Annotated in this window: 16 protein-coding genes and 1 riboswitch; of the genes, 8 read left to right on the forward strand and 8 right to left on the reverse strand. The window is 73.1% G+C overall.

Annotated features, from left to right (window positions below):
• Positions 1-137: 137 nt before the first annotated feature.
• The 3 genes from IG86_RS0135705 to thiO form a co-directional block, all read right to left on the reverse strand.
• Entirely contained in the window at positions 138-932 is a 795-nt protein-coding gene (locus tag IG86_RS0135705; RefSeq protein WP_030832749.1) for a thiazole synthase, read from the reverse strand.
• Between the two features lie 5 nt (positions 933-937).
• Complete coding sequence (thiS, locus tag IG86_RS0135710; RefSeq protein ID WP_030033166.1) at positions 938-1,138, reverse strand: sulfur carrier protein ThiS; 201 nt, start codon at positions 1,136-1,138, stop codon at positions 938-940.
• A complete protein-coding gene (gene thiO, locus IG86_RS0135715; RefSeq protein ID WP_030832752.1) occupies positions 1,135-2,316 on the reverse strand; it encodes a glycine oxidase ThiO in 1,182 nt (393 codons plus the stop codon). Before thiO ends, thiS begins: the two co-directional genes overlap by 4 nt.
• A riboswitch (TPP riboswitch) is annotated at positions 2,314-2,425 on the reverse strand. It overlaps the preceding gene by 3 nt.
• An 81-nt stretch (positions 2,426-2,506) precedes the next feature.
• On the opposite strand from thiO, the gene IG86_RS0135720 reads away from it, so the two are divergent.
• The 5 genes from IG86_RS0135720 (at position 2,507) to IG86_RS0135740 (ending at position 6,897) form a co-directional block, all read left to right on the forward strand.
• The gene (locus IG86_RS0135720; RefSeq protein WP_030832756.1) at positions 2,507-3,727 is read left to right on the forward strand and encodes an NAD(P)/FAD-dependent oxidoreductase; all 1,221 of its coding nucleotides are present in this window, start codon (positions 2,507-2,509) and stop codon (positions 3,725-3,727) included.
• Positions 3,728-3,801: 74 nt separating this feature from the next.
• Entirely contained in the window at positions 3,802-4,167 is a 366-nt protein-coding gene (locus tag IG86_RS0135725; protein ID WP_030663974.1) for an Rv2175c family DNA-binding protein, read from the forward strand.
• A 79-nt stretch (positions 4,168-4,246) separates the two neighbouring features.
• Positions 4,247-4,882: a thiamine phosphate synthase gene (thiE, locus tag IG86_RS0135730; RefSeq protein ID WP_030832760.1), complete on the forward strand. Its 636-nt coding sequence runs from the start codon at positions 4,247-4,249 to the stop codon at positions 4,880-4,882.
• 194 nt (positions 4,883-5,076) lie between these two features.
• Complete coding sequence (metF, locus tag IG86_RS0135735) at positions 5,077-5,991, forward strand: methylenetetrahydrofolate reductase [NAD(P)H] (RefSeq protein WP_030832763.1); 915 nt, start codon at positions 5,077-5,079, stop codon at positions 5,989-5,991.
• 42 nt (positions 5,992-6,033) lie between these two features.
• Positions 6,034-6,897, forward strand: a complete 864-nt coding sequence (locus IG86_RS0135740; protein WP_030902451.1) for a hypothetical protein — start codon at positions 6,034-6,036, stop codon at positions 6,895-6,897.
• Positions 6,898-6,913: 16 nt separating this feature from the next.
• On the opposite strand, the gene IG86_RS0135745 is transcribed toward IG86_RS0135740, so the two are convergent.
• The 5 genes from IG86_RS0135745 to IG86_RS0135765 form a co-directional block, all read right to left on the reverse strand.
• A complete protein-coding gene (locus IG86_RS0135745; protein WP_078848526.1) occupies positions 6,914-8,332 on the reverse strand; it encodes a phytoene desaturase family protein in 1,419 nt (472 codons plus the stop codon).
• 36 nt (positions 8,333-8,368) lie between these two features.
• Positions 8,369-8,995: a DUF4126 domain-containing protein gene (locus IG86_RS0135750; protein ID WP_030902453.1), complete on the reverse strand. Its 627-nt coding sequence runs from the start codon at positions 8,993-8,995 to the stop codon at positions 8,369-8,371.
• A gap of 113 nt (positions 8,996-9,108) precedes the next feature.
• The gene (locus IG86_RS0135755; RefSeq protein ID WP_030663992.1) at positions 9,109-9,510 is read right to left on the reverse strand and encodes a DUF3040 domain-containing protein; all 402 of its coding nucleotides are present in this window, start codon (positions 9,508-9,510) and stop codon (positions 9,109-9,111) included.
• Positions 9,511-9,802: 292 nt separating this feature from the next.
• Positions 9,803-10,561 carry a methyltransferase gene (locus IG86_RS0135760; protein WP_030832774.1) on the reverse strand — a complete coding sequence of 253 codons (759 nt, stop codon included), beginning with the start codon at positions 10,559-10,561 and terminating at the stop codon, positions 9,803-9,805.
• Positions 10,562-10,638: 77 nt separating this feature from the next.
• The gene (locus tag IG86_RS0135765; RefSeq protein WP_045937171.1) at positions 10,639-11,145 is read right to left on the reverse strand and encodes an SAV_6107 family HEPN domain-containing protein; all 507 of its coding nucleotides are present in this window, start codon (positions 11,143-11,145) and stop codon (positions 10,639-10,641) included.
• A 179-nt stretch (positions 11,146-11,324) separates the two neighbouring features.
• Here IG86_RS0135765 and IG86_RS0135770 point away from each other — a divergent pair, with 179 nt between their 5' ends.
• Genes IG86_RS0135770 through IG86_RS0135780 form a run of 3 tightly spaced genes read left to right on the forward strand, consistent with a single transcriptional unit; the run spans position 11,325 to position 15,020 of the window.
• Positions 11,325-12,293 (forward strand): ATP-binding cassette domain-containing protein, encoded by a 969-nt coding sequence (locus tag IG86_RS0135770; protein WP_030832780.1) that lies wholly within the window; start codon positions 11,325-11,327, stop codon positions 12,291-12,293.
• Complete coding sequence (locus IG86_RS0135775) at positions 12,265-14,358, forward strand: YhgE/Pip domain-containing protein (RefSeq protein WP_030832783.1); 2,094 nt, start codon at positions 12,265-12,267, stop codon at positions 14,356-14,358. Before IG86_RS0135770 ends, IG86_RS0135775 begins: the two co-directional genes overlap by 29 nt.
• A 29-nt stretch (positions 14,359-14,387) precedes the next feature.
• Positions 14,388-15,020 carry a TetR/AcrR family transcriptional regulator gene (locus tag IG86_RS0135780; protein WP_030832785.1) on the forward strand — a complete coding sequence of 211 codons (633 nt, stop codon included), beginning with the start codon at positions 14,388-14,390 and terminating at the stop codon, positions 15,018-15,020.
• The last annotated feature ends 298 nt before the right edge of the window (positions 15,021-15,318 follow it).

Below are 15,318 nucleotides of genomic sequence, written 5' to 3' on the forward strand. Positions count from 1 at the left end.
GGCGTGAGGGAGCGGCAGCCGCTGGGGCGGGATCAGGGATGGTTTGGGGGTTTCCCGTCAGTCCCATCGTCTCTCCGCGTCGGGCCGGCCCCCCCGGCCCCGCCCCGGCGTCTTCCGCCGTGCTCGGATCCCGCCCCTCAGAACGCCGGGCGTTCCGGGTCCAGGGTGGCGCGGCCCTCCGTGGGGGACGAGGCTTCGGCGAAGCGGCGTTGCGGGATGCGGCCCGCGCGGTGGGCGAGGCGGCCCGCCGAGACGGCGTCCCGCATGGCGGACGCCATGAGGACCGGCTCCTGTGCGCGGGTCACCGCAGAGGCCAGCATCACCGCCGCGCAGCCCAGTTCCATCGCCAGGGCGGCGTCGGAGGCGGTGCCCGCGCCGGCGTCCAGGATCACCGGGACCCGGGCCCGTTCCGTGATCAGCTCGAAGTTGTGCGGGTTGCGGATGCCCATGCCCGACCCGATGGGGGAGCCGAGCGGCATGATCGCCGCGCAGCCCACGTCCTCCAGCTTGCGCGCGAGCACCGGGTCGTCGTTGGTGTACGGAAGGACGGTGAAGCCCTCGTCCACCAGGATCTCGGCGGCGTCCAGCAGTTCGACGCCGTCGGGCAGGAGGGTCCGTTCGTCCGCGACCACCTCCAGCTTGATCCAGTCGGTGCCGAGGGCCTCCCGCGCGAGCCGGGCCGTGAGGACGGCCTCGCCCGCGGTGAAGCAGCCGGCCGTGTTCGGCAGGACGGAGATGCCGAGCTTGCTCAGTACGGACAGGACGGACCCTTGGACCGTGGGGTCCAGTCGCCGCATCGCGACCGTGGTGAGTTCGGTGCCGGACGCGACGAGGGCGCGTTCCAGCACGTCCAGGCTGGGGGCGCCGCCCGTGCCCATGATCAGGCGGGAGGAGAAGGTCCGGCCGCCCAGGGTGAAGAGGTCGTCGGCCATGCCGGTCAGCCTCCCTGGACCGCGGTGAGGATCTCCACGCGGTCGCCGTCGCCCACGCGGGTGGCAGGCCACTGCCCGCGCGGGACCACGGTCTCGTTGAGTGCGGCGGCCACCCCGGAGGGGGCCGCGGTCAGGGTGGCGACGACGGTGTCGAGCGTGGTGCCGGCCGCGACCTCGCGCGGCTCGCCGTTGACGGAGATGGTCATGCGTACGACTCCTGACGTGCGGCGGAGAAGCGGCGGGGGGTGAAGGGGCGCGCGATCTCGGGCAGTTCGCCGGTGACCAGCAGCTCGGCCATCACCTCGCCGGTGAGCGGGGTCAGCAGCACCCCGTTGCGGTAGTGCCCGGTGGCCAGGTGCAGGCCGGGCAGGTCGGTCGGGCCCAGCAGCGGGGCGTTGTCGGGTGATCCGGGACGCAGTCCCGCCCGGGTCTCGGTCAGCGGGAGTTCGGTGATGCCGGGTACCAGCTCGTGGGCGTCGCGCAGGAGTTCGTAGACCCCGCCGGCGGTCACGGTGGTGTCCCAGCCGAGTTCCTCGCTGGTGGCGCCGATGACGAGTTCGCCGTTCTCGCGGGGCACGAGGTAGACGTGGCTGCCGCGCACGACCGCCCGTACGGTGCGGGAGAGGAAGGGTGCGTACGCGGCGGGCACCGTGAGCCGCAGGACCTGCCCCTTGACCGGCCGTACGGGGGGCAGCACCTCGGCGGGTACGCCCGCCAGTCTGCCGCTGAGCGAGCCCGCGGCCAGGACGACCTGGTCGGCGCGCAGCTCCGTGCCGTCGTCGAGGAGGGCGCCCGTCGCCCGGTCCGCGGTGGTGAGCAGTTGCTCGGCGGCCGCCCGGTGGATGCTCACTCCGGCGCCTTCGCAGGCGGTGAGCAGGGCGGCGGCGAGCCGGCGCGGGTCGACCTGGTGGTCGCCGTCGACGCGCAGGCCGCCGCGTACGCCGGGGGCCAGCATGGGCTCCAGGCGGCGGCATTCGCGGCCGGTGAGCCATTCGGACTCCAGGCCGCAGCGGCGCTGGAGGGCGTGGAGTTCGCGCAGGTGGAGGCGGTCGTCGGCGTCGAGGGCGACGGCGAGGGTGCCGCAGGCGCGGTAGCCGATGTCCAGGCCGGCGGTGGCTTCGGCGAGCTCGGCGGCGAACCGCGGATAGCGTTCGGCGGAGGCGAGGCCGAGTCCGAGGAGGGCTTCCTCGCCGTAGTGCAGTTCGGTGACGGGGGCGAGCATTCCGGCCGCGACCCGGGCGGCGCCGCCGCCGGGTGCCGGGTCGGCGAGTACGGTGCTCAGTCCGCGCTCCGCGGCCCGCCAGGCGGTGACCAGGCCGATGATCCCGCCCCCGATGACGAGGACGTCGGATCCCCGGCCGGATCCGTTTCGAGATGAGTGCATGGGCGTCCAGCCCCTCCCTTCGCCGGCATGACCCGGATCAGGTTCGTACGGTCGGAGGCCGGCCAGCCTCCCTCTCAGCCCGGTGCGCCGGACTCCCGCGATAGGTACGGTTGCCAGACTATCCCGGCCGTGGACGGCGGGTAAGGCGGCACCTATTCCTGACGGAGCGTCAGATGATTAGGGTGGCCGCGTGAGTGAGCAGACGGAACAGAATCAGCGCGGCGTCGTGATCGTCGGCGCCGGAATGGCCGGGGTGCAGACCGCGGTCGCCCTGCGCGAGCAGGGCTTCACGGGCCCCGTGACCCTGCTGGGAGCCGAACCCCACCAGCCCTACGACCGGCCCCCGCTGTCCAAGGCGGTGCTGCTCGGCAAGGCCGAGGACTCCGCCTTCGACGTGGACTTCGAGGCCCTGCGCATCGAGCTCCGCCTCGGGACGGAGGTCACCGGACTGCGGGCCGCCGACCGCGAGCTGGACACCGAGGCGGGACCGGTCCCTTACGGGGTCCTCGTGCTGGCGACCGGCGCGCAGCCGCTGACCCTGCCCGGCGCCGAGGGCGTCCCCGGCGTACACCTGCTGCGCACGCTGGACGACGCGGCGCGGCTGCGCCCGGTCCTGGCGGCCGCCTCCCGGGTCGTGGTCGTCGGCGCGGGCTGGATCGGCGCCGAGTTCGCCACCGCCGCCCGGGAGGCCGGCTGCGCGGTGACCGTCGTCGAGGCGGCGGAGCGGGTGCTGGCGGGCGCCCTGCCCGCCGAGGTCGCCGAGCCGATGGCGCGCTGGTACGGGCAGGCCGGCGCCGAGCTGATCACCGGCGCGAAGGTGGCGGGCGTCGAGGAGGGGCGGGTCCTCCTGGACGACGGGCGGGACCTGCCCGCCGACGCGGTGGTCGTGGGGATCGGCGCCCGCCCCGCCACCGGCTGGCTGGCCGGGTCCGGCGTGGAACGCGGCGCCGACGGCTCGGTCACCGCCGACGCGCACCTGCTGACCTCCCTGCCGGGGGTGTACGCGGTCGGCGACTGCGCCTCCTTCCCCTCCGGGCGGTACGGGGCGCGGCTGCTCGTGCACCACTGGGACAACGCGCTCCAGGGCCCGAGGGCGGTCGCGGCGAACATCCTGGCCGGGGAACCCGCCGCGGTCTACGACCCGGTGCCGTACTTCTGGTCCGAGCAGTTCGGGCGCTTCGTGCAGTACGCCGGCCACCACGGCGGGGCCGACGCCCTGGTCCGGCGCGGGGACCCGGCCCAGGAGACCTGGTCGGTGTGCTGGCTGCGGGACGGCGCCCTGGTCGCGCTCCTCGCGGTCGGGCGGCCCAGGGACCTGGCGCAGGGCCGCAAGCTGATCGAGACGGGCGTCCCGGTCGACCCGGCGAAGATCGCGGACCCCGGCACCCCGCTGAAATCGGCCACGGCGTAGCAGGCGGCCCGGGGGCGCGCCACGGACGGGCCGCCCGGGTACCGGCTGTCGGTGGGAGGTGGCAGGCTTGGCCTGTGACCGAGATTGACGCAAAGATCGATTCCCTCGTCCCCGACTGGCTGTACCTCCCCGACATCGCGGAGATGCTGGACGTCGAGGTGACGCGGGTCCGCCAGATGGTCAAGGAAGGGCAGCTCATCGCCGTGCGCCGGGGCGAGAACAGGGCCCTGCAGGTTCCGGCCCCCTTCATCGACGGCGACAAGGTGGTCAAGGGCCTCGTCGGCCTGCTGACCGTCCTGCGCGACGACGGCTTCTCCGACGAGGAGATCCTGGAGTGGCTCTTCACCGCCGACCCGACCCTGCCCGGCACCCCCGCCCAGGCGCTGAGCGAGAATCGCGGCACGGAGGTGAAGCGCCGCGCTCAGGCGCTCGCCCTCTGACCTGATCCGCAGTAGCCGGCTCCACCGCGGTGTACGGGCCCCGTGCCCGTACACCGCCTCCACCACGGGGGGTACACCCATGCAGCTGTCCGACGCCCGGCTCTATCTGTGCACGGACGCCCGCAAGCGCCAGGGTGACCTCCCCGAGTTCCTCGACGCCGTCCTCGCCGGGGGCGTGGACATCGTCCAGCTCCGCGACAAGGGCATGGAGGCGGGCGAGGAGCTCGAACACCTCCAGGTCTTCGCCGAGGCCGCACGCCGCCACGGCAGGCTCCTCGCCGTGAACGACCGCGCCGACGTCGCCCACGCCATCGGCTCCGACGTCCTCCACCTCGGACAGGGCGACATCCCCGTCCCCGCCGCCCGCGCCATCCTCGGCGGCCAGGTGCTGATCGGCCGCTCCTGCCACGCCGAGGACGAGGTCGCCGCGGCCGCCGCCGAACCGGGCGTGGACTACTTCTGCACCGGGCCCTGCTGGCCCACCCCCACCAAGCCCGGCCGCCACGCCCCCGGCCTGGACCTGGTCCGCTACGCGGCCTCCCTGAAGCAGGACCGGCCCTGGTTCGCCATCGGCGGCATCGACGCCACGAACCTGGACGAGGTGCTGGACGCCGGTGCCACCCGCGTCGTTGTCGTCCGCGCGCTCACCGAGGCCTCCGACCCCGGTGCGGCGGCCGCCGACCTCGCCAAGCGCGTCCGGGCCCGGCTCGGCTGAGCCGCCCGGTCCGGTCCGGTCCCGCCCGGTCCGGTGCCGCCCGGTCCCGTCCGCCCGGACAGTCGGTGGCATTCCGCGCCGCCATAGCCCGTAGAGACCCTTCCGGGCCAGAGGAGAGCCCGCGGGTGTCCAAAAACGTGTCCAAAAGGCGGACGCCGCTTCGGGGAGCGCCGGGCCGCGTCTAACCTGCCCACATGGCCTCTGGTACCGCTTCCACCTGGTCGGACCGTGCACACACGGTCCGCGACCTCCTCGCGTCCGGGCGCTCGTACTCCTTCGAGTTCTGGGCCCCGAAGACCGAGAAGGGCGAACGCAACCTCTGGAACGCCCTCCGCCGGGTCGAGGCGGTATCCCCGAGCTTCGTCTCCGTGACCTACGGAGCCGGCGGCTCCACCCGCGGCGGCACCGTCAAGGCCACTCAGGAGATCGCCGCGGACACCACGCTGACCCCGGTCGCGCACCTCACCGCCGTGGACCACTCCATCGCCGAGCTGCGCCACGTCATCGGCCAGTTCGCCGACGCCGGGATCCGCAACATGCTCGCCCTGCGCGGTGACCCGCCGGGCGACCCGATGGCCGACTGGGTGGCCCACCCCGAGGGCGTGCACTACGCCGCCGACCTGGTGCGGCTGCTCAAGGAGTCCGGGGACTTCTGCGTCGGCGTCGCGGCGTTCCCCGAGATGCACCCGCGATCGACCGACTGGGATACGGACATCCGGCACTTCGTGGACAAGTGCCGTGCGGGCGCGGACTATGCGATCACCCAGATGTTCTTCGATCCCGAGAATTATCTGCGGCTGCGCGACAGCGTCGAGAAGGCGGGCTGCGAGACCCCGATCATCCCCGAGGTCATGCCTGTTGTGGGCATCAAGCAGCTCGACCGACTGCCCCAGCTCAGCACCGCGGTCTTCCCCGCCGACGTGAAAGAGCGCATGCTCGCCGTCAAGGACGACCCGGCCGCTGTACGCTCCATTGGCATCGAGTTCGCCACGGAGTTCTGCGCGCGGCTGCTGTCCGAAGGTGTACCGGGACTGCACTTCATCACGCTGAACAATTCCACGGCGACCCTCGAGATCTACGAGAACCTGGGCCTGCACCAGCGGGCCTGACCGGCCGTACCCGTGTGACGGCCGTACCGAGAGGGGCCTTGCATGGGTATGACGGTCCTCTACATCGCGTTCGGAATCGTCGCGTTGTGGCTGCTTGCCGAGGTACTGATGCAGTACAAGGCCCGGCTCCGCTGGCGCCTGCTCGCCTTCGCCGGCTTCCTCGGCGTGGTCGCCGGGGTGATACTGCCCTCGGTGCCGGTCATCGGCGCCGGTGCCGCCGCGTTCGCCGTGGGCCAGACCCTGGTGACGCTCTCCTTCCGCAAGGGCTTCGTCGCCGGCTGGGCGCTGCGCCGCGGCGGAGAGCCCGTACGCCAGGCCAGGCGCCGCAGGGGAGGGACCGCGAAGCCGGAACCGGCGCTCCAGGTCACCGCCCTGGAGTACGGGGACGCTGACGGGTCCGCGGACGAGCGGCCGTTCCAGGCCGCGGCCGAAGAGGTCTACAGCCCGCAGCCGGTGCCCGAGGACACCGGGTCCTACGGCATACAGAGTTTCACGACGCCTGCCCCCGAGGTCGGCCAGACGGCGGCCTTCGCCTCGCCGTTCACCACCGCCGAGCAGGACGCCCACCAGTACGCGGCGTACTACGACCAGCACAGCCAGGGCGGTTACGACTACTCCGGCGGTTATGCGACGGGCGAGCAGCAGCAGGTCTACGCCGCCTACTCGGACCCGTACATCGGCACGGGCGGGGGCGTCGTCCCGCCCCAGCCGTACGACTACACCCCGTACGCCGACTACGGGCAGCAGCAGTACTCCACCGACACCCCGCCCGGCGGCGTCTGGGTGCCGCAGCAGAGATCCACCGACGGCGGCGGACAGTCCTACCCGGCGGACGAGCAGGGCGGGCAGCCGCCGCAGCAGTACCCGTACCCCCAGCAGGGGGAGTACGGGCAGTACCGCTACTGAGCCGACCGCGGCCGGGTCACTGGGAGCCGCGGAAGCCCGCGCCCTCCACGATCAGCCCGGCCACGAGGGCCCCGGTCATCCCGGCGTGCGCGAGCCCGCCGCCGGGGTGGGCCCAGCCGCCCGCCAGGTACAGGCCGGGCACGGCCGTGGAGTTGGCCGGGTACAGCAGCCGGCCGCCCGCGCCCGCGAGGGCGGGCGGGGGCACCGCGCCGCCCACCGCACCGGTGGCCGCCTCGACGTCGGCCGGGGTGCGCACCTCCTGCCACAACAGCCGCTCCCGCAGGCCCTGTACGGCCTTCTCCGCGAGGTTGAGCAGCTCCCCGGGCTCCGAGGTCCCCGGGCCGTGCACGGCGCTCACGGTGACCGCCTCGTGCTCCGCGTCGGGCCGCGTGGCGGGATCGTCGGGCCGCATGACGGTGACCTGCGCCCCGGCGGAGTGCACCAGGGTGCGGTGCACGGTCCCGGCCGGGCGGGCCCCGCGCAGCGCGAGCAGCAGCGTGATCCGGCCGGGCACCCCGTCGCCGCGGGCCGGTACGGCGTCGGCGGGCCACGGGACCGAACCGGCGGGCAGCTGCCGCGGGTCGATCCCGCAGACGACGCGGTCGGCGGCCGCCTCGGTTCCGTCGGCCAGCAGCAGGCCGGCCGCCCGGCCACCGCGGACCAGGACCTCGCGCACCTCCGCCCCGAAGACGAAGGCGACCTTCCGCTCCAGGCAGCGCTCGTACACGGCGGTGGCCAGCGCCCGCATCCCGCCGCTCACGTACCAGCTGCCGAAGGTCTGCTCCATGTACGGGAGCACGGCCGCCGAGCCGGGAGCCGTGGCGGGGTCGACCCCGTAGCCCCGGACCACCCCGGTCAGCACCTCCGCCAGGGGACCGCCCAGTTCCCGCCCGGCGACCTCGGCGAGGGTCGGCGTACGGCGGCGGAGCAGGCCGCTGCGCCGCAGGGCCGGGTACGGGTCGCCGCCCAGCGTCCGGCGGGCGCCGTCCCGCAGGGGTTCTTCCAGCAGCGGGCGGCGGGTGGCGTCCCAGGCGTCCCGGGCACGGCCCAGCACGCCGTTCCAGCGTTCACCGGCGCCCTGGCCGAACGCCGCGTCGAGGGCGGCGGCGACACCGCCGTGCGAGGCGCCGGGGAGGGTGACGTCGATGCCGTGGCCGGGCAGGACGTGGCGGACGGCCGGGTCGGCCTGAGCCATGTCGACGCACGCCTCCAGCGGCCGCTTGCCGGTCTTCACGAAGAGGTCGCGGTAGACGGCCGGCAGGTGGAGCAGCCCGGGCCCGGTGTCGAAGGCGAAGCCCTCGCGCTCGTACCGGCCGACGGCCCCGCCGTAGGTCGCGCCCCGCTCGTACACCGTCACCTGGTGCCCCGCCACTGCCAGCCGGGCCGCCGTCGCCATCGCGCCCATGCCGGCGCCGATCACCGCAATTCGTGCCATGCGGGCGAGCCTATGGCCCCGCGCGGGCGCCCGCGGTCAGCGGGGTGGGGCCCCGGTGACCTGACGGGCCTCGGTGGCCAGCCGCTTCTCCTCGCGGCGCTGGGCGCGCCGGCGCAGGAAGCGGCGGATCCGGCTCCAGAGGAAGAAGAGTATGGCCAGCCCGACGACGAGCAGGGAGCCCGCGATGATCGCGGCGGCGAGGGGATGGAACATCGCGAAGGTGACCAGGCCCGCCACGCCGAGGTCCTCGGCGATGCTCATCCCCACGTTGGTGAACGGCTCGGGCGAGGTGTTGATCGCCATCCGGGTGCCGGCCTTCACGAAATGGCTGGCCAGCGCCGTGGTGCCGCCGACCGCCCCGGCGGTGATGTCGGAGAGCGAGCCGCTCTGACCGGCCAGCAGGGCGCCGATCACCGCACCCGCCAGCGGGCGGATCACGGTGTGGACGGTGTCCCATATCGAGTCGACGTACGGGATCTTGTCGGCGACCGCCTCGCAGAGGAACAGTACGGCGGCGGCGATCAGCACGTCCGTGCGCTGGAGCGACGCGGGAACGTCGTCGGTCAGGCCGGTACGGCCGAAGATGCCGAGCAGGAGGACCACGGCGTAAGCGTTGATCCCACTGGCCCAGCCGCTGGTGAAGACCAGGGGGAGCACACTCATCGGATCATCATGCCGTACGGGGGCGTCCGCGGACCGCAGGCCTGCGCAGAACGCAGAACAGTGAGGGGATGGCCGCACGCGGCGGCCATCCCCTCACTCATGCAGTTCGCGGGCTACTGCCCCTGCTCGTCACGGCGGCGCTGCCACCGGTCCTCGATGCGGTTCATCATCGACCGACGCTGCCGGTTGTGGCCGCGGGCCGAACCGCCGGTACTTCCGGAGACGGGCTGCTCGCCGGGCTTGGGTGCCTTGCGCCAACCGGTGACCACCAGGACCGTACATCCCAGCATGACGAGGAAGCCCACCACGCTGATCCAGAGCACGTTCGGAATGATCACACCGGTCATGAGGAGCGCGATACCCACCACAATGCCTGCGACTGCCTGGTAGACCCGTCGCCGGGTGTACGTACGCAGTCCGCTTCCCTCAAGCGCTGTCGCGAACTTGGGGTCTTCGGCGTACAGCGCTCGCTCCATCTGCTCGAGCATTCGCTGCTCGTGCTCCGAGAGCGGCACGGGAGTCCTCCTCATCCGTCGGTCGCGGGGGTAGCGACCAGGGGTCCCCTTCAGGATAGGCGGGGAATCGCCCCCGTGACACCCGCCCTCTACGCACGTTCCAAATTGACAAAGCACAGAAAGACACAGCCGGTAAAGCCACTGCGTGAAAACCGTACCGCCGCGGGAGCGGTCACTGAGGCCGTTATTCCCCAATGGTCCGTTCACCATGCCGGTCACTGCTCCCGATCATACGGGGCGGACCGGCGAAGCGGAGGGTCGGCGGCAGACTCCGTGCGCGGAAGAGCGCAGTTCAGACCTGCTTCTCGCCCAGGACGTGCAGTTGCGTGGCCACCGCGTGGAAGGCGGGCAGCTCCGCCGCCGCCTCTTCCAGACGCAGCAGCGCCTCCACCGCGCCCGGCTCGGTGTCCACCAGGACGCCCGGAACGAGGTCGGCGAAGATCCGCACGCCGTGCACCGCGCCGACCGCCAGGCCGGCCCCGCCGACCAGCTCGGAGAGCTGCTCGGCGGTGAAGCGGCGCGGTACCGGGTCCCCGGAGCCCCAGCGGCCGGCCGGGTCGGTGAGGGCGGTACGGGCCTCGGTGAAGTGCCCGGCCAGCGCGCGGGCGAGGACGGCCCCGCCGAGGCCGGCGGCCAGCAGGCTGAGCGTGCCGCCGGGGCGCAGGGCGGCCACAGCGTTGGCCACGCCCTCGGCCGGGTCGTCCACGTACTCCAGGACGCCGTGGCAGAGCACCACGTCGTACGCGTCCCGGTCCACCACGTCCAACAGGCCCTGGGCGTCGCCCTGGACGCCGCGGACCAGGTCGGCGACGCCGGCCTCGGCCACCCGGCGCTCCAGCCCGAACAGGGCGTTCGGGCTGGGGTCGACCACGGTGACCCGGTGGCCCAGGTGGGCCACCGGCACGGCGAACTTGCCGGTGCCGCCGCCGGTGTCGAGCACGTCCAGCACGTCCCGTCCGGTCGCCTTCACCCGGCGGTCGAGCGCCTCCTTGAGGACCTCCCACACCACGGCGGTGCGGAGGGAGGCACGGGGGCGGGAAGTGTCCGACACGGCTGATGGCTCCTCGGCGCGGTAAGTAAGGGTGAGCGGTCAGTGCCCCACCCTATTGCCTTCCGCAGCCGGGCAGGTCATCCCGCGTCCGGACGCTCCGGCCGTGGCTGGGGCAGGGTCTGCGCCGGGCTCTGGGGCGGGGTCTGGGCGGACACCCGTACGGCGAGCATCCGCTCCACCAGGCGCAGGAACATCGAGGCGGCGCGCAGCAGGTCGTCCGCGTCCCGGGCGCTCGCCGCGTCCGCTATCCCCGCTTCGGCCCGGGCCCGGCGGGCGGCGCCGGAGGCGAAGAGCGCGCTCCACTCGGCGAGCTCCGGTGCCAGCTCCGGCAGCACCTCCCACGCGCTGCGGATCCGGGGCCGGCGCCGCGGGCCGACCGGCTCGGGGCGCCCGCGCGCCGCGAGCACGGCCGCGGCGGTGCGCAGTGCGGAGAGGTGGGCCGTCGCGTAGCGCTCGTTGGGCCGGGTCAGCCGGGCGGCCTCGGCCAGGCCGCTGCGGGCCTTGGCGAGGAGGTCGAGGGCGGCCGGAGGGGCCGCCGACTTCCGTAGGACGGGGTGGACAGGGGACGGGGACGGTGTGGCCATGACGAACCTCCTGTCGATGCGTCGTGCGTTGCACCCATCGTGACGGGCACCACTGACAATCGCCCTGACCTGCGCCTTTTCCGCCATATGCACAGCAACTGCCCCCTCCTGCACGCCTGGTGCGCCACGAGGTGGTAGTTTTTGAACTGACCGGTCAGTTCAAAAAGAAGGGGGACGGCGTGGACAGCCCGCACGGCGCGGCCGTCAAGGCCGAGAACTTCGGACTCAAGGGCCCGCGCGGCTGGGTCTTCCGGGGGATCGGCCTCGACGCGGAACCCGGCTCGCTCATCGCGGTCGAAGGCCCCTCCGGCAGCGGCCGGACCTGTCTGCTCCTTGCCCTCACCGGGCGGATGAAACCCAGCGAGGGCCACGCGGAGATCGGCCGTCACCGGCTGCCGAAGAAGATGGCCGCGGTCCGCCGGATCGCAGCGCTCGGCCCGGTCCCCGGGGTCAACGACCTCGACCAGTCCCTCACCGTCGCCGAGCAGCTGCGCGAGGGCGCCCTGCTCCAGCGCCACTACGGCGCCCCGGTCCGCTCCCTGCTGCGGCCCCGGGCCGAGCGCCGCGCCGCCGCCTCCGCCCGGATCGAGGCGGCCCTCGACGCCGCCGGACTGGACCTCGCCACCCTGCCCAAGGCCGGGCGCACCACCGTCCGGGACCTGGAACGGCTGGAGTCCGTACGACTGTCGGTGGCCATCGCCCTGCTCGGCTCCCCGCGGCTGCTCGCCCTCGACGACCTCGACCTCAAGCTCTCGGACACCGAACGCACCGAGGTCTGGGCCCTGCTGCGCTCGATCGCCGCCCGGGGGACCACCGTCCTGGCGGTGTGCAGCGAGGCCCCCGCCGACGCCGTGGTCCTGCGGACCGGCCCGGAGGCGGACGACGGCGCACCTGAGGCGACGCCGTCCGGCCCCACCGCCGACACCCCGAAGATCACGTGGGGCAAGGGGGCGAAGGACGGCGCCGAGGGCGCCGAGGGCGCCGCAACGGACGCCGGAGCGGACACGGAGAAGGACACGGAGCCGGACACGGGCGCCGAGGACGGCACCGACGACGGCTCCGGTACCGAGGACGCCACCGAGAACGACACCGACAACGACGACACGAAGGGGGCGGACGATGCGCTCGCCGAAGCTGGCCGCGCTTGAGCTGAAGCGGTTCGGGCGGGGGAAGCTGCCCCGGGCCGCCCTCGTCGCGCTGCTCCTGCTGCCACTGCTCTACGGAGCCCTGTACCTCTGGTCCTTCTGGGACCCGTACAGCCGCCTCGACAAGGTGCCCGTCGCCCTCGTCAACTCCGACCGGGGCGCGACCGTCGACGGCAAACACCTGGACGCGGGCGGTGAGATCACCAAGAAGCTCCGCGACAGCAAGACCTTCGACTGGCGCGAGGTGAGCCCCGAGAAGGCGGCGAAGGGCCTGGAGGACGGCACCTACTACCTGACCCTGACCATGCCGGCCGACTTCAGCGAGAAGATCGCCTCCAGCTCCGGCGAGGACCCCACCACCGGGGCCCTCCAGGTCCGCACCAACGACGCCAACAACTACGTCGTCGGCTCCATCTCGCGCACCGTCTTCTCCGAGGTCCGCTCGGCGGCGTCCGCCAACGCCTCCCGCGGCTTCCTCGACAAGATCTTCGTCAGCTTCTCCGACCTGCACGACAAGACCGCCGAGGCCGCCGACGGCGCCGACAAGCTCAAGGACGGGGCGGGCAAGGCCCAGGAGGGCGCCAAGGAGCTCGCCGACGGCCTCGACACCGCCGGGGAGAAGAGCGGCGAGCTCGCCAACGGCCTGAAGAAGCTCAACTCGGGCGCCGCCAAACTGGAGACCGGCACGAGGGACGTCGCGAACGGCACCCAGCTCGTCGCCGACAAGGTCAACGGCGCGGCCGACAAGGCCCGCCCCTTCGTCAAGGACCCCAAGAGCCTCGCGGCCACCGCCGAGCTGGTCGCCGACAGCGCGAAGGTGGTCAAGAACCACCTCGACAAGTTCGCCGAGAAGGCCCCGGCCGCCGCGGCCGCCGCCAAGCGGGCCTCCACCGGCGCCGACGCCTACTACACCAAGCACTGCGTCACCCCCGGTGGCGAACCGCACCTCGCCTCCTGCCCCGACCTGAAGAAGGTCCGGGACGACATGGCGGAGGCCGCCGAACTCAGCGGTGACGTCAGCGCCCTGGCCAAGAACGCGGGCGGCGACGTCTCCAAGCTCCGCACCCAGCTGACCGACCTCGAGAACAAGGCCCGCGACCTCGCCGACAAGGCCCCCCACCTCGCCGCCGACCTCGACGCGGCCGTCGCCAAGGTCAACGCCCTCAACACCGGCGCCCACAAGGTCGCCACCGGCATGGCCGAACTGCACACCGGCCTCGGCACCGCCACCACCGGCTCCGGCGCCCTCAGCGACGGCGTCGGCAAGCTCGGCGACGGCGCCCACCGCCTCGACGGCGGCATGTACAAGCTCGTCGACGGCACCGGCGAACTCGCCGGCGGTCTGCACGAGGGAGTGGGCAAGATCCCCGACTACGACCAGCAGCAGCGGGACGCCCGCACCGAGGTCATGGCCGACCCGGTCAAGCTCGCCAACCAGTCCCTGCACAAGGCGCCCAACTACGGCACCGGCTTCGCGCCCTACTTCATCCCGCTGTCCCTCTGGGTCGGCGCGATGGTCGCCTACATGCTGATCACCCCGATGAACAAGCGGGCCCTGTCCGCCGGCGCCTCGCCCTGGCGGGTCGCCCTCGCCGGCTGGCTGCCCGTCATGGGGATCGGCGCCGCCCAGGTCACCCTGTTGATGTCCGTCCTGCGCTGGGCCCCGGACCTCGGCCTCAAGATGGCCAACCCGGCCCTCACCATCGGCTTCCTGATGCTGGTCACCGGCTGCTTCGCGGCGATCATCCAGTGGCTCAACGCCAAGTTCGGCGCGGCCGGGCGGATCCTCGTCCTCGCCGTCCTGATGCTCCAGCTGACCTCGGCCGGCGGCACCTACCCCGTGCAGACCAGTCCGGACTTCTTCAACGCCGTCCACCCGTACCTGCCGATGTCCTACGTCGTGGAGAGCCTGCGCCGCCTCATCACCGGCGGCGACCTCACCCCGGTCTGGCAGGGCAGCCTGGTCCTGGTGGCCTTCACCGTCGGAGCCCTCGCCCTGACCGCGCTCGCCGCCCGCGGCAAGCAGGTGTGGACCATGGACCGACTGCACCCGGAACTGAGCCTGTAGGGATGTGTTGACCTGTGACAATCAGCGCCATGGACAGCAGCAGCACCGGTACGGGTACCGGCGGGGGTCGTCGCCGGGCCACCCGGCAGAAGCTCTACGAGGCGGCCGTCACCCTGATCGCCGAGAAGGGCTTCTCCGCGACCACGGTCGATGAGATCGCCGAGCGGGCGGGCGTGGCGAAGGGCACCGTCTACTACAACTTCGCGAGCAAGAACGAGCTCTTCGAGGAGCTGCTCCGGCACGGCGTCGGGCTTCTGACGGCATCGCTGCGGACGGCGGCCGAGGAGACCGAGGCGCGCGGCGGCAGCCGGGTCGAGGCGCTCGACGCGATGATCCGGGCCGGCCTCGTCTTCATCGACCGCTACCCCGCCTTCACCCAGCTGTACGTCGCCGAGCTGTGGCGCACCAACCGCACCTGGCAGTCCACCCTGATGGTGGTCCGCCAGGAGGCGGTGGCCGTCGTGGAGAAGGTGCTGCGCGAGGGCGTCGAGCGGGGGGAGCTCAGCTCCGAGATCGACGTCCAGCTCACCGCGGCCGCGATGGTGGGGATGGTCCTGGTGGCCGCCCTGGACTGGCAGTCGTTCCAGCGGGAGCGGTCCCTCGACGACGTGCACTCGGCGCTGTCGCTGCTGCTGCGCGGCCGGGTCAGCGGCAACCGCTGAACCGGGCGGCACCCCCCAGTCGGCGGTGCCGCGCGGGCACGCCAGCCCGTACAACTGGTGGGGCCCGCCGCGGCCGCTGAGTACCCGTACCTAGGCGCGGAAATGAGTACGCACGCGGATGGGCTCCCACCTGCGCGGACGCCAGACTGGGAGCAACGGACAGGAGACCCGGTCCGCACCGCCGACACGGGGCTGCGGAGCGGACCGGGTACCTCCTTCCGGCACCGGGAGGAGGTACGGGGGCCCGGTGGGAAAGCGCGGACGCGGCGGGGCCCGGGGGGATCGGGCCTTGCCGCGT

The sequence above is a fragment of the Streptomyces virginiae genome (assembly GCF_000720455.1).
Taxonomy (GTDB): Bacteria; Actinomycetota; Actinomycetes; order Streptomycetales; family Streptomycetaceae; genus Streptomyces; species Streptomyces virginiae.

Coding starts and splice junctions, on each gene's coding strand:
- IG86_RS0135765 (WP_045937171.1), bottom strand. CDS start 11,145: ATGGCCACACCGTCCCCGTCCCCTGTCCACCCCGTCCTACGGAAGTCG.
- thiO (WP_030832752.1), bottom strand. CDS start 2,316: ATGCACTCATCTCGAAACGGATCCGGCCGGGGATCCGACGTCCTCGTC.
- IG86_RS0135780 (WP_030832785.1), top strand. CDS start 14,388: ATGGACAGCAGCAGCACCGGTACGGGTACCGGCGGGGGTCGTCGCCGG.
- thiS (WP_030033166.1), bottom strand. CDS start 1,138: ATGACCATCTCCGTCAACGGCGAGCCGCGCGAGGTCGCGGCCGGCACC.
- thiE (WP_030832760.1), top strand. CDS start 4,247: ATGCAGCTGTCCGACGCCCGGCTCTATCTGTGCACGGACGCCCGCAAG.
- metF (WP_030832763.1), top strand. CDS start 5,077: ATGGCCTCTGGTACCGCTTCCACCTGGTCGGACCGTGCACACACGGTC.
- IG86_RS0135775 (WP_030832783.1), top strand. CDS start 12,265: ATGCGCTCGCCGAAGCTGGCCGCGCTTGAGCTGAAGCGGTTCGGGCGG.
- IG86_RS0135705 (WP_030832749.1), bottom strand. CDS start 932: ATGGCCGACGACCTCTTCACCCTGGGCGGCCGGACCTTCTCCTCCCGC.
- IG86_RS0135745 (WP_078848526.1), bottom strand. CDS start 8,332: ATGGCACGAATTGCGGTGATCGGCGCCGGCATGGGCGCGATGGCGACG.
- IG86_RS0135750 (WP_030902453.1), bottom strand. CDS start 8,995: ATGAGTGTGCTCCCCCTGGTCTTCACCAGCGGCTGGGCCAGTGGGATC.
- IG86_RS0135740 (WP_030902451.1), top strand. CDS start 6,034: ATGGGTATGACGGTCCTCTACATCGCGTTCGGAATCGTCGCGTTGTGG.